Source organism: Dyella sp. 01N448, from assembly GCF_056399225.1.
Genome location: NZ_JBFTQX010000021.1, coordinates 55,497 through 68,656, shown reverse-complemented (window position 1 = coordinate 68,656; position 13,160 = coordinate 55,497). Strand labels below are relative to the sequence as shown.

Here is a 13,160-nt window from a genome sequence, read left to right as displayed (position 1 = left end):
TAACCCAAAGAAAATGGCCTGATAACGCCCGCAGCATCGTGTTGGGATAAGCCCGAACGCTCGAGGCGCGTCCTGATGGGACAACCTCCGAGGGTACACAGGGGATACTTCCAAGCGCTGCGCAACGCGCCCGAATCGCTGAGGACTTAGAGCGGAGGCTCGCTTCGCATTGCCCCTGGTTTGCTGGTTTTCGCGACGTACATCACTTCTCCCTCTCCCAGTCGGGGAGAGGGTTGGGGTGAGGGGCCAATCTAGCCTCACCGTCACATCCAAGCCACATCCAAGCCGCCCTTCACCAATTCCTAACCCCATACGCCCCCGTTCCCGCGAAATTCCGCGGACCGGTATACTTGCGCGCTTCCGTGTCATGAACTGCACCGAATGAATCCCAACTTCCTCGATTTCGAACAACCCATCGCCGAGCTGGACGCGAAGATTGAAGAGCTTCGTCATGCCAGTCACGGGCAGGCGTTCAACATCGACGAAGAAGTCGCACGCCTGCGCGAGAAGCTGAAGCTCAAGACCAACGAGATCTTCCGCAACCTCACGCCCTGGCAGGTGACTCAGCTGTCGCGCCATCCGGGTCGTCCTTACACGCTCGATTACATCAGCGTGATGTGCGACGAGTTCCATGAGCTGGCCGGCGACCGCGCCTACTCCGACGACGCCGCCATCGTGGGTGGCCTGGGCCGCATCAACGGCCGCTCGGTGATGATCATTGGTCACCAGAAGGCGCGCGATACCAAGGGCAAGGTGCGCCGCAATTTCGGCATGCCGCGCCCTGAGGGTTACCGCAAGGCGCTGCGCCTGATGAAGATGGCCGAGCGTTTCGGCCTGCCCCTGATCACCCTGATCGACACCCCGGGAGCCTACCCCGGCGTCGGCGCCGAAGAGCGCGGCCAGTCCGAAGCCATCGCCCGCAACCTGCTGGAAATGGCCGATCTGAAGACGCCCATCATCTGCACGGTGATCGGTGAAGGCGGCTCGGGCGGCGCGCTGGCCATCGGCGTGGGCGACCGCACGATCATGCTGCAGTACTCCACGTATTCGGTGATCTCGCCGGAAGGCTGCGCGTCCATCCTGTGGAAGAGCGCCGAGAAAGCCCGCGACGCGGCCGAAGCCCTGGGCCTCACCGCGCCGCGCCTGCTCGAGCTGGGCCTGGTCGACAAGGTCGTGCGCGAACCGCTGGGCGGCGCCCATCGCAACCCGCACTCGATGGCGGTGCGCCTGAAGGCTGTGCTGCTCAACCAGCTCGACGAGCTTGAAGCGCTGCCGGTCAAGGATCTGATGGATCTGCGCTACAAGCGTCTGCGCGGCTACGGCGCGTACATCGAATAACCAGCGCCATACCCGTGTAGGAGCGCACTTGTGCGCGACCGCTCTGCGCCCCGTAGCCGGTCGCGCACAAGTGCGCTCCTACATAGAAATACCATCGTCGCCCCAGCGCGCTACCATCCGTGCCAACGTCGCCCGGAATCGCGTCCATGGCCAACGAACCCACCAGCAAGCTCGCCGTCCTGATCGACGCCGACAACGCGCAGCCGGCGATTGCTGAGCCATTGCTCGCCGAAGTGGCCAAGTACGGCACCGCGCACGTCAAGCGGGCGTATGGCGATTGGACGTCCAATCATTTGAAGAGCTGGAAAGAGCAACTGCTCACCCAGTCGATCCAGCCGATCCAGCAGTTCGGCTATACCAGCGGCAAGAACGCCACCGACTCGGCGATGATCATCGATGCGATGGACTTGCTCTATTCGGGGCGCTTCGATGGCTTCTGCATCGTCTCCAGCGACAGCGACTTCACCCGCCTGGCCGCGCGCATCCGCGAATCGGGACTGATCGTTTATGGCTTCGGCGAACGCAAGACGCCTGATCCGTTTGTGGCGGCCTGCGACAAGTTCATCTACACCGACATCATCGTCGGCAAACCCGATGAAGAGCAGCCGCTCAAGCCGCGCACCGCCGCCCAGCTCAAGCAGGATTCCAGCCTGGTGAACCTGTTGCGCAATGCCCTGGAAGCGGCCTCGGACGACGACGGCTGGGCCGCACTAGGCGGCGTGGGTTCCATCATCACCAAGCAACGTCCGAACTTCGACGCCCGCAGCTATGGCTACAACAAGCTGAGCGAATTGATTGCCGCCACCACGCTGTTCGAACTGGATCGCCGCAGCCCCGGCGAAGGACGCCCCAAGGTGATCTACGTGCGCAACAAGGGCAAGAAGACGGCCGCTCGTGAATAAGCTGGTCGACACGCTTCGTCACGCCTTGCAGCAGCAACCGCAAGGACAACTGTGCGTTGCGTACAGCGGCGGCCCCGATTCCACCGCGTTGCTGCATGCGCTGGCCCAATTGCCGGAAGCAAACGCGCGTGAGCTGCGCGCCCTGCATATCGACCACGGCTTGCATGCGGACAGCGCGACATGGGCCGAACGCTGCAAACAGATGGCGCGCGAGTGGGGTGTGCCCTGCCTGGTGTTGCGCGTCCACGTCGATCATGCACGCGGCTATGGCCTGGAGGCGGCAGCGCGCGATGCGCGTTATCGCGCGTTCGCCGCCTCGCTGCAAAAAGGCGAACGACTGTTGCTGGCGCACCATCGTGATGATCAAGCTGAAACGGTCCTGCTGAAGTTGCTCCGTGGCGCCGGCCCGGAAGGACTTGGCGGCATGCGCGCCACGCGTCGTCTTGGCGAAGGCCTGCTGTGGCGTCCGCTGCTGGACACGTCGCGCGACGAACTGCGTCGCTACGTGGCGCAGCACGAACTGCCCTGCATCGACGATCCGTCGAACCATGATGCTCGCCTCTCGCGCAATTTTCTTCGCCACGAGATCCTGCCGCGCCTCACTCAGCATTGGCCGCAAGCGGTGGATTCCATCGTGCACAGCGCCAGCCTCCACCGTGCCGCCACCGAAACGCTGGAACGGCAGTGGCGCAGCGAGCAGGCACGCTTGCTGGACACCACCAACGGCAGCCTCGACGCCCACGGCTGGCTCGCGCTTTCGCCCGCGCTGCGTCATCCACTGCTGGACGACTGGCTGCACGCGCGCGGACTCACCGCGCCCACCACGGCCCAGCGCGAGCAGATCGAACGCCAGTGCGGCGCCCGCGACGGCCAGCTGCCCTGCATCCGCTGGCCAGGCGCCGAGGTGCATGTGTGGCGTGGACGCCTGTGGGCGCTGCCGCCGCAGCCGGTGATCGATCCGCAATGGAGTGCCCACTGGCACGGCGAGCCGCTGGCCCTGCCCGATGGCGGCAGCCTGCGGCTTGATCCGCCCGGTCAGCTGGACGCGTCAATCAGCATCCGCCTGCGCCGTGGTGGCGAGCAGCTGCGTCCGGCGGGCGATGCGCACACCCGCGAACTGCGCGACCTGTTCCAGCAGGGCGGCATGCCGCCATGGCGTCGGCTGGCCTGCCCCATGCTTTACGCAGGAGACGAGCTGATCGGGGTGGGCGACCGCTGGCTGAGCGCCCATGGCGTAGCCGTGTTCGGCGAGGCGCGGCCCCTATGGCAACCGGCCTACTGAGCGTTGTTGCGATTGATTCCGCACCGCCCCTGCGCTAGCTTTGCGGGCCATGGCCAAGTCAGCATCCGTCCCCGTCGCCCCCGCCGCCGATTTCGAACACTCGCTGGACGAACTCGAGCAGTTGGTTGCGCGTATGGAGGGCGGTGAATTGAGCCTGGACGAATCCCTGTCCTCCTTCGAACGTGGCATCGGCCTCTATCGCCATTGCCAGCAGGCATTGGAAAATGCCGAGTTGCGCGTACGGATGCTGCTCGACCCCGATGCCCCAGACACAGCCGAACCTTTTGAACCCGAGCTCTGAGAGCTCCGAGCTTGGCGCCCAGCTCAAGTCGCTGATCGCCCGCGCCGAAGAGGCGCTCGTCCGTTCCCTCCCGCCGGAAGACACCGCCCCCATCGAGTTGCATCGGGCGATGCGTTACGCCGTGCTCGGTGGCGGCAAGCGCCTGCGCCCGCTGCTGGTCTATGCGGCTGGCCATGCGTTCGGCGAAACAGGTTCGCGCCTGGATGCTCCCGCAGTGGCGGTCGAACTGATCCACGCCTATTCGCTGGTGCATGACGACCTGCCGGCGATGGACGACGACGCCATGCGTCGCGGCCGTCCCACCTGCCACATCGTGTTTGGCGAGGCGATGGCCATCCTGGCCGGCGATGCGCTGCAGGCCCTGGCGTTCGAGCTGCTGGCCCACGACGTGGACCTTGGCGTATCGCCTGCGCGCTGCGTGGAGATGCTGCGCGTGCTCGGCCGCGCCTGCGGTGCCGACGGCATGGCCGGTGGCCAGGCGCTGGATCTGGCCGCGGTGGGGCGCAAGCTCACGCTCACGGAACTGGAGTTCATGCACGCCTGCAAGACCGGCGCGCTGATTCGGGCGGCCGTGCGCCTGGGCGGCCTGGCTGCCGGGGCCTCGGACGACGATCTCCTGGCGCTCGATCGTTACGGCCATGCCGTGGGCCTGGCCTTCCAGGTGCGCGACGACATCCTCGACGTGGAAGGCGAATCGGCCGTGCTCGGCAAGACCGCCGGCAAGGACGCGGCCGCCGACAAGCCGACCTTCCCTTCGATCATCGGTATGGAAGCGTCGCGCGAGCATTTGGCACGACTCACCCAGGATGCACTCGACGCCATCGCGCCATTCGGCGAACGCGCCGGCTTGCTGGAAGAACTGGCCCGGTACGCCGCCGCGCGCCTGCGCTGAGAGTTCGCTCACCGGCGCGCTGCCGACGACGCGTCAACAGTCGCCAGGCTCGAACGTTCCTGCGTGTTGAATCCCAGACTGCGCCGACCCGATGCCATTACCCCGCTTTTTTCGCAGCCGCTGGCTCGGCGCCACGCTCGTGCTGGCAGCCGGCACCGCGATGGCGGCGCAGTCCACCGATTTTTCCGGCGCCTGGCGCCTGGATGATCGCAACAGCGATAGCGCGGATGGCCTGACCAACGCGATGCGCGTGGAAGCGCGCAAGGAGCTCGCGGCGCGCCAGCAGTCCTCAGCGCCCGCCTCGTCGTCATCCAGTGCGTCGCCTGCCGGCTCGCACGGCGGTGGGCACCGCGGTGGTGGCGGCATGGGCGGCGGTGGCATGGGTGGCGGCGGGATGGGCGGTGGCGGCCATGGAGGCGGCATGGGCGGCGGTGGTCACGGCCACCGAGGCGATAGCGGCGACAGCAAACCGGCGTCGACTTCCGACAAAGATCCGATTGCGACGGCGACCTACCCGATGCCGCCGATGCTGCAGACCGACTCGGTGCTGCTGGTGCAGCAGGATGCCAAGACTTTTCAGGTGCACCTGAGCAACGGCGATCAGCTCACCGGCAAGCTGGACGGCGTGGCCCGTCAGTCGCTCAACGGCAACGCGATGGTGCGCGGCCAGATCATGAGTGGCCAACTGGTGGTGACTATCCGCTACGCCGACGGCACCCAGCTCGACCAGACCTGGGCCATGTCGGACGACGGCAAACAGATGATGGTGACCGGCGCCTGGAAGGTGCCCACGCTGGAGCAGCCGGTGGGCTTCAAACGCACCTACGTGGGCTTGCACTGAAACGAAAAAGGCGACCCGAGGGTCGCCTTTTTCTTGCAGGCTCAGCTGATCAGCCGCAAGGTGAACGGGTAGCGATAGCGCACGCCCTCATTCGCCCGGATGGCGGCAATGATGGTGAACACCAGCCACGCCACGCCGACCACGATGCCCACAGGGACGGCAATCAGCACGCCAAGGCCCAGCGTGATCAAGGTGAGCACGAACAGTGCAAAGAACACGATGGCCACGGTGATGTTGAAGTTCAGCGCCTCTTTGCCCTGGTCGTTGACGAAGGGCATGCTGTCCTTCTTCACCAGCCAGATGATCAGCGGCCCGAGGAAGCATCCCCAGCCAAACCAATGGCCGGTGACGATGAGGCCGAGCAGTGCAGACAGATGGGCGAACATCGCCCACTGGCGCTCCTGCACGCTAGGGGTATCGGACGGCGGCACGGCAGGGCCGCTCGACGGCGGCGGTACGACGGACTCGGGCGGAACGCTCATGCGTACATCTCCTGGGTCGTAAAGGCCTGATTGTTCAGTCAGCTGCTGCTGACGGCCTCATCCTAGCAAGTGTCCGCCCGTATTACCGGTGTAGCTAGTCACTCTCCGGCGATGGTCATCTGCTCCAGCAGAATCGAGCCCGTCAGCAGGTGCGAGCGGTGATCCACATCCGCACCCACCGCCACGATATTGGCGTACATATCGCGCAGGTTCGCGGCAATGGTGATCTCTTCCACCGGGTAGGCGATCTCACCGTTCTCCACCCAGAAGCCGGCCGCGCCACGCGAATAGTCGCCGGTGATGGTGGACACGCCCTGCCCCATCACCTCGGTGACCACCAGACCCGTGCCCATGCGCTTGAGCATGCCGGCGAAATCATCCTGGCCGGGCTGCACGATCATGTTGTGGATGCCGCCGGCATTGCCGGTGGATTCCAGCCCCAGCTTGCGCGCCGAATAGCTGCCAAGCACGTAGCGTGCGAGCACGCCGTTTTCGATCAGCGAACTGTCGCGCGTAGCCACGCCTTCCGCATCGAACGAGCCCGAGCCCTGGCCGCGCATCACGAACGGACGCTCCACGATATTCATCCAGGACGGCATCACCTGCTTGCCGGCGTGGTCCAGCAGGAAGCTGGCACGGCGATACAGCGCGCCACCGCTGACGGCGCCAATCAGATGGCCGATCAACCCGCGCGCCACGTCCGGCGTGAACAGCACAGGAGACTGGCGCGTGGACAGCGAGCGTGCCCCCATCCGGGCCAGCGTGCGCTGCGCCGCCTTGTCGCCAAGCGCCTGGGCGCTGATGAAATCCTCGGCCGAGCGCACGCTGTCGTACCAATAGTCGCGCTGCATGCCGTCGTCGTCGCCGGCAATCAGCGCCACGGACAGCGAGTGGCGGGTGCCTCGCTCGCGGCCGACAAAACCATGCGAATTGGCGTAGACGGCCAGGCTTTCGCCCATCTGCACGCTGGCGCCGTCGGAGTTGGTGATGCCCGCGTGGGCGCGACCGGCGTCCTCGATCTGCTTGCCGAGCTCGATCGCCTGGTCGGTCTCGATGCGCCACGGGTGCCACAGGTCCAGGTCGGGGAACTGGGTGGCCATGCGGGACGCGTCGGCGAGGCCCGCGGCCGGATCTTCCTCGGTGTAGCGGGCGATCGCGCAGGCCTGCTCCAGCGTGGCCTGGATGGAATCGGGGTTGAGGTCGGCCGTGCTGGCCGAGCCCTTGCGCTGGCCGAAGTACACGGTAAGCCCGAAACCGCGGTCGCGCGTGTGTTCGACCGTTTCCACCTCGCCCAGGCGCACGTTCACGTTCAGGCCCGTGTCGATGCTGGCGGCCACCTCGGCCTGGCTGGCGCCGGCGGCGCGGGCCCGGCGAATCACGTCCTCGGCCAGTTGGGCCAGGCGGTCGAGTTCGTCGTTGCTGCGGTCCTGGGTGGGGCTGAGCTGGGTCACGCGTCGATTCCTACGGGCAAGCGGGGAACGGGTAGAATACGCGGTCCTAGCCGCGCACCTCCGAAAGTGGGGGTCGCACACCCGAAAGCAACGGAGCGTCGCGGAGAACGCCATGTCACTGACAGCCGGCATCTACCGTCACTACAAAGGCCAGCGTTACCGCGTCCTGGGCACGGCCCGGCACAGCGAAACGATGGAAGAGGTAGTGGTCTACCAGGCGCTCTATGGCGATTACGGCCTGTGGGTGCGTCCCGCCGCCATGTTCTGCGAAACCGTGGAGCTGGAGGGCGAGCCGATTTCCCGCTTCGCGTTGGAACAGGCCGAACCGGACCTGCTCGACGGCGTCATCGCTGCCCCCTGAGCGTTTGCTCCATCTGTTGGAATACCCCAGTGAATCGCACTTACACCGACAATCCGGACCACGATTACGGCCCGACCCGCACGCAGCAACGCAAGGACGCGCTGGCCGTGCTGGCCTTGGCCGTCCAACTGCTCGAGCTGCCGCCGAGCAAGCTGGCCAAGCTGGAGCTGCCGGAAGATGTGGAGCGCGAGATCGCCAACACACGCCGCATCACCGCGCATATCGCGCGCAAGCGACAGCTGGCATTTCTGGCCAAGGTGATGCGCCGTCACGACGCCAGCGTATTTGAAGGCGTCAGGGCCGCACTCGGCGAAAACCGCGATCGCCAACGGCAGGAAACGGCCGCCATGCACCGCCTGGAAGCCACCCGCGATCGCCTGCTGAGCGATCCGGACAACGCCATGAGCGAGGTGATCGCCCAGTATCCGAATGTCGACCGCCAGCACCTGCGTTCGCTGGTGCGCCAGGCCAAGATCGAAAAAGACGGCAATAAGCCGCCGCGGGCGTATCGCGAGATCTATCAGTTGCTGAAGGATCTGGCGGCAGGCAGCCGCACCGACGAGGCCGTCGACGAAAACGAAGACGACGCGCCGGAAGAAAACGAGGATTGAGGCCAGCGTGAGTCGCGCACAGCGTGCGCTCCCACAGGATCGAAGTCACCTCGTGGGAGCGCACCCTGTGCGCGACTCAACCCGCCTCAGTCTTCAACGGCACTGAACCGCCCGCACGTATCTCGCGGCGACACGAAGCAATCGTGCACCTCGCACAACGCACTCGCCCCGATACTCGCGCCATACGCCGAGCCGAACGACGTCAATCCCGGCACACGCTGCTCCGTCTCGCGCGGGTCATCGCAACGATGACGACATTGCGCGCAACACGCCGCGAGTGTCGCTACCGCGCTCATCCGCCCAGTCCGTTCCAATAGTTCGCAAACACGTGCACCGACAGCACGTAGCCGATGATCACGTTCACCACCACGCCCGCGGTAAACGCCGCCAGCGGACGCCATCCAGTGGCTGTCAGCGAACGCAGCCGCGTGGTGAGCCCGATGCTCAAGAAGCAGAGCGTGAAAGCCCAGGTACGCAGCGTGCTGATCGGCGCGACCAGATCCGGCGTGACCACCTTGCGATAGTCGACCAGCGAATAGTGGCTGGCGATCCACGTGACCAGGGCTGAGGCGATGACGAAACCAAAGACGAACTTCGGAAAGCGCGCCCAGATCTCTCGCACATCGGCCTTCGCCTGCACGCCATCGTCAGAAGTGTTCCAACGCGTCGTGGCAACCCACGCCAGCACGAAGGCCCAGATGCCGATCCAGATATCGCGGCCCACCACCTTCATCAGCGTGAACGCCTGCACGGCAGCATCCGGCGCACCCGCAATGGCACCGCCCGCGTTGCGCGCAGCATCGCCGTAAGCCTGTGCCGCCGCTACGCCGGCCGCATCCGCGAATTCGGACGTCCCGATCCAGGCGCCGGCTACCGGCGTCGACAAACCCAACGCGCGCGACGCGAACGGCAGCACGAAAATCATCACGATGGCCCACACCACCACCAGCGTGATGGCTACCGAGGTATCTTCGCGACGGGCGCGCACTGCGCCGCCGCTCGCAATCGCCGCGGAAACGCCGCATACCGCGCCACCCACACCGAGCACGGCGGCGAATCGCTTATCGAGACCCAGGGACTTGCCGACCAGAAAGATGGTGAAGAACGTGGCGAGCGAGACGATGGTCGCCTGCCCCACCGCCACCGGACCGGCCCAGAACAGCAGGGTCAGCGGCAAGGTCGCACCGAGCAGCACGATGCCCACCTTGATGTAGAACTCCACCCGCAGCCCCGACTGGAACCACTCGGGCAACTTGACCGTGTTGGAAACGATCAGGCCCAGTCCGAGTGCGAGCAAGGGCGCCTCGAGGTTGTAGCGCGAAGCCTCGACCCACGCGGAAGCACTGAAGATCAGCAACGACACCACGAACAGAATCGCAAAGGCGGGCAGAAAACGCGTCAGCGACTGCCCGAGCACCGCAAGTCCCGTGCCGAACAGCAGCGCGAACGCAGCGAACAGCGCGAGATAGTTGGGTGCGTGCGAGACCACGCCCTGCCACGCTTCGGCCAGCGTCTTCCACTTGGCCGGCGCCACCGCCAGCCACTTCAGGCTGCTGCCGTTGGCAAACAGCGCCCAGGCCACCACGATCACCAGCAAGCCGATCCACACCGACCACCAGTCTTCGTTGGAGAACACGCCCCACCGCGCGGTGCGCGTGGCGGCAGCCGCCTGGGCGCGGGCCTGGCCCGGCAGAACTCGTGTCGCTTCGCTCATCGCACCGCCCCTCACCGAAAGATGAACCGGACGTCCAGACGTCCGGGCGGCCAACGGGAAAAGCCGCAGCGGACACTGTCCGGCTGCGGCTCGTCAAAGCGAAATGAGCTTTTGTTCTATCGATATAGCCGCAGACTGGCGGCAGGCAGGCTCTGCAGCGGCGTCAGGACGCCGTGCCGCCCACCGTCATCGCATCGACCTTGAGCGTCGGCTGGCCCACGCCCACGGGCACGCTCTGGCCATCCTTGCCGCATACGCCGACGCCTTCGTCCAGCGCGAGATCGTTGCCGATCATCGATACGCGGTTGAGCACGTCGGGACCGGAGCCGATCAGGGTGGCGCCCTTCACCGGACGGGTGATCTTGCCGTCCTCGATCAGGTAGGCCTCGCTGGCGGAGAACACGAACTTGCCATTGGTGATGTCGACCTGGCCGCCACCGAAATTCACGGCGTACAAGCCCTTTTTCACCGAGCGGATGATCTCCTGCGGATCGTGCTGGCCGGCGAGCATGTAGGTGTTGGTCATGCGCGGCATCGGCAGTTGCGCGAACGATTCGCGGCGACCGTTGCCGGTGGGTGCCATGCCCATCAGGCGCGCGTTGAGCTTGTCCTGCATATAGCCCTTGAGGATGCCGTCCTCGATGAGCGTGGTGCATTCGGTGGCGGTGCCTTCGTCGTCCACGCTGAGCGAGCCGCGGCGTCCGGACAGCGTGCCGTCGTCCACCACGGTGACGCCCGGCGCGGCGACGCGCTGGCCGATGCGGCCGGCAAATGCCGAGCTGCCCTTGCGGTTGAAGTCGCCTTCCAGGCCGTGGCCGATCGCTTCGTGCAGCAGCACGCCCGGCCAGCCCGGCCCCAGCACCACGGGCATGCTGCCGGCGGGCGCGTCGACGGCTTCCAGATTGACCAGCGCCCCGCGCACGGCCTCATCGGCGAAGCCCATGGCGCGGCCATTTTCGATCAGCTCACGATAGCCATAGCGGCCACCACCACCCGAACTGCCCTGCTCTCGGCGGCCGTTCTGCTCGGCGATCACGGTGACGTTCATGCGCACCAGCGGGCGTACATCGGCGGCCAGGGTGCCGTCGGAGGCGGCGATCAGCACCGTGTCCATGGTGGCCGACAGGCTGACGATGACCTGCTTCACGCGCGGATCGCGGGAGCGCGCATAGGCGTCCACTTCGCGCAGCAGGGCGATCTTGTCGGGATTGGGCAGGCTTTCGACCGGATCGATCGCCGGATACAGCTGGCGCGCGCCGTTGAGGGCCAGCGGCTTACCGGCGCCATTGCCACCCTGGGCAATCGCACGGGCGGCCTTGGAGGCTTCCAGCAGCTGCGGCAGGACGATCTCGTCGGAGTAGGCGAAGCCGGTCTTCTCGCCGCTGATTGCGCGCACGCCCACGCCCTGCTCGATGGAGTGGCTGCCATCCTTCACGATGCCCTCCTCCAGCACCCAGGACTCGCTGCGCGAATGCTGGAAATACAGGTCGGCGGCGTCGATGGAGGGGCCCATCAACTGGTTGAAGACGCGGTCTAGGTCGGTGGCGGCCAGGCCGCCCGGCGACAGCAGGCGGCGTTCTGCCTGCGCGATCAGGGAATCCATGAAGTCGGTGCCGTTTGCAAAAGGGGGACTTTAGCAAGTTGGGGCCACTCGCCGGGCGTTTAAAGCCTCGTCTGATAGAGCCGGGCCGGGCCAACGGTTACGATGCGGCCTTCCATCGATGACGCACATGTGAAGGAACACGTATGAGCGATACGCCCCGGCAGCCGCTGGCCCACAAGGTGATCGACCGCACCATCAAGGCACCCATCGAGGAAGCCCGCGAGCTGCTGCACAAGGACGGCCAGCTCAAGCCGGGCCAGGGCATGGTGAGCAGCGTCATCGCGCTGTCGCTGGGCTTCCTGAGCCTGCTGGCGGTACTGGCCTTCCACTTTCCCCAATACCTGACCACCCCCGACCTGCGGCACGAGTATTCCGTGGACGTGCTGCGCCAGCTGCTGCTGGCCGCCCTGCTAGTCGCGGGCGGCATGTCGCTGGCCAACATCATCCTGGGCCGCGCGCGCCGGCTCAGCATGGTGGCGTTCGCCCTGGTGATCGGCGCGACCGCACTGGGCGGTTCGCGCGTGCCGGTGGGCGACTTTCCCGACCACACGCCGTACATCGGGCTGGACTGGTTCATCCTGGACCTGCTCGGTTCCACCCTGGTGTTCGTGGTGATCGAGAAGCTGTTTCCGCTGTACAAGGGCCAGACGCTGTTCCGCAAGGAATGGCAGACCGATCTGAAGCACTTCGCGGTGAATCACTTCATCGTGGGCCTGGCCCTGCTGGTGGTGAACTTTCTGCTGCATCACCTGTTCGGCTGGCTGGTGCGCAGCGACTTCCAGCAGTTCGTGCAGCACACGCCGTTCGTGCCGCAGCTGCTGGTGTGCATCCTGGTGGCCGACCTGGCGCAGTACTGGACGCATCGCGCGTATCACGAGGTGCCGTTCTTGTGGCGCTTCCACGCCGTGCATCATTCGGTGAAGACGATGGACTGGCTGGCCGGCTCGCGCCAGCACATGCTGGAATTGATCGTCACGCGTGTGGCCGTGCTGGCGCCGCTCTACATCCTGGGCTTCAGCGAGGGTGTGATGAATGCGTACATCATCGTGGTCGGCTTCCAGGCCGTGTTCAATCACGCCAACGTGCATCTGCCGTGGGGCCCGCTGAAGTACGTGATCGTCACGCCGGACTTCCATCACTGGCACCACGCCTCCGACGACGAGGCGATCGACAAGAACTACGCCGCGCACTACGCGTTTCTCGACTACCTGTTTGGCACGGCGGTGAAGTCGACCAAGAAGTTTCCGGAAAGCTACGGCGTGGTCGGCGACTACATGCCTGATGGCTTCGTGCGCCAGCAGCTGTTTCCGTTTCGGGGAAGTACGAAGCCGCGAGAACCGTCGGCGTGAAACCACACCTGTAGGAGCGCACTTGTGCGCGAC

At 65.6% G+C, this 13,160-nt stretch carries 13 protein-coding genes; 9 read left to right on the top strand and 4 right to left on the bottom strand.

Annotation, left to right across the window (positions count from 1 at the left end):
* Window positions 1-381 precede the first annotated feature (381 nt).
* The 6 genes from AC1DKY_RS20455 to AC1DKY_RS20430 all read left to right on the top strand — a co-directional run bounded on the left by AC1DKY_RS20455 (window position 382) and on the right by AC1DKY_RS20430 (window position 5,556).
* Entirely contained in the window at window positions 382-1,338 is a 957-nt protein-coding gene (locus AC1DKY_RS20455; protein ID WP_441605458.1) for an acetyl-CoA carboxylase carboxyltransferase subunit alpha, read from the top strand.
* 146 nt (window positions 1,339-1,484) lie between these two features.
* On the top strand, window positions 1,485-2,240 hold the full coding sequence (locus AC1DKY_RS20450) for an NYN domain-containing protein (RefSeq protein WP_441605457.1): 756 nt from the start codon (window positions 1,485-1,487) through the stop codon (window positions 2,238-2,240).
* Window positions 2,233-3,522 (top strand): tRNA lysidine(34) synthetase TilS, encoded by a 1,290-nt coding sequence (gene tilS, locus AC1DKY_RS20445; RefSeq protein WP_441605456.1) that lies wholly within the window; start codon window positions 2,233-2,235, stop codon window positions 3,520-3,522. The genes AC1DKY_RS20450 and tilS overlap by 8 nt, the downstream gene beginning before the upstream one ends.
* A gap of 49 nt (window positions 3,523-3,571) precedes the next feature.
* Window positions 3,572-3,823 carry an exodeoxyribonuclease VII small subunit gene (locus AC1DKY_RS20440; protein ID WP_354013004.1) on the top strand — a complete coding sequence of 84 codons (252 nt, stop codon included), beginning with the start codon at window positions 3,572-3,574 and terminating at the stop codon, window positions 3,821-3,823.
* Entirely contained in the window at window positions 3,783-4,715 is a 933-nt protein-coding gene (locus tag AC1DKY_RS20435) for a polyprenyl synthetase family protein (protein ID WP_441605455.1), read from the top strand. Before AC1DKY_RS20440 ends, AC1DKY_RS20435 begins: the two co-directional genes overlap by 41 nt.
* 91 nt (window positions 4,716-4,806) lie before the next feature.
* Window positions 4,807-5,556, top strand: a complete 750-nt coding sequence (locus AC1DKY_RS20430; RefSeq protein ID WP_441605454.1) for a hypothetical protein — start codon at window positions 4,807-4,809, stop codon at window positions 5,554-5,556.
* A 41-nt stretch (window positions 5,557-5,597) separates the two neighbouring features.
* Here the strand turns inward: AC1DKY_RS20430 and AC1DKY_RS20425 are convergent, their stop codons facing one another.
* Together AC1DKY_RS20425 and pmbA are read right to left on the bottom strand one after the other, a co-directional pair.
* Window positions 5,598-6,038 carry a DUF4870 domain-containing protein gene (locus tag AC1DKY_RS20425; RefSeq protein WP_441605453.1) on the bottom strand — a complete coding sequence of 147 codons (441 nt, stop codon included), beginning with the start codon at window positions 6,036-6,038 and terminating at the stop codon, window positions 5,598-5,600.
* Window positions 6,039-6,136: 98 nt separating this feature from the next.
* Entirely contained in the window at window positions 6,137-7,489 is a 1,353-nt protein-coding gene (gene pmbA / locus AC1DKY_RS20420; RefSeq protein WP_441605452.1) for a metalloprotease PmbA, read from the bottom strand.
* A 112-nt stretch (window positions 7,490-7,601) separates the two neighbouring features.
* Here pmbA and AC1DKY_RS20415 point away from each other — a divergent pair, with 112 nt between their 5' ends.
* Window positions 7,602-7,850 (top strand): DUF1653 domain-containing protein, encoded by a 249-nt coding sequence (locus tag AC1DKY_RS20415; protein WP_046972880.1) that lies wholly within the window; start codon window positions 7,602-7,604, stop codon window positions 7,848-7,850.
* Between the two features lie 29 nt (window positions 7,851-7,879).
* Window positions 7,880-8,461 (top strand): ribosome biogenesis factor YjgA, encoded by a 582-nt coding sequence (yjgA, locus tag AC1DKY_RS20410; protein WP_441605451.1) that lies wholly within the window; start codon window positions 7,880-7,882, stop codon window positions 8,459-8,461.
* A 292-nt stretch (window positions 8,462-8,753) separates the two neighbouring features.
* Here the strand turns inward: yjgA and AC1DKY_RS20405 are convergent, their stop codons facing one another.
* Together AC1DKY_RS20405 and tldD are read right to left on the bottom strand one after the other, a co-directional pair.
* Entirely contained in the window at window positions 8,754-10,175 is a 1,422-nt protein-coding gene (locus AC1DKY_RS20405; protein ID WP_441605450.1) for a YeiH family protein, read from the bottom strand.
* A gap of 163 nt (window positions 10,176-10,338) precedes the next feature.
* Window positions 10,339-11,778 (bottom strand): metalloprotease TldD, encoded by a 1,440-nt coding sequence (tldD, locus tag AC1DKY_RS20400; RefSeq protein ID WP_441605449.1) that lies wholly within the window; start codon window positions 11,776-11,778, stop codon window positions 10,339-10,341.
* 143 nt (window positions 11,779-11,921) lie between these two features.
* Here tldD and AC1DKY_RS20395 point away from each other — a divergent pair, with 143 nt between their 5' ends.
* A complete protein-coding gene (locus tag AC1DKY_RS20395) occupies window positions 11,922-13,127 on the top strand; it encodes a sterol desaturase family protein (protein ID WP_441605448.1) in 1,206 nt (401 codons plus the stop codon).
* Window positions 13,128-13,160: the final 33 nt, after the last annotated feature.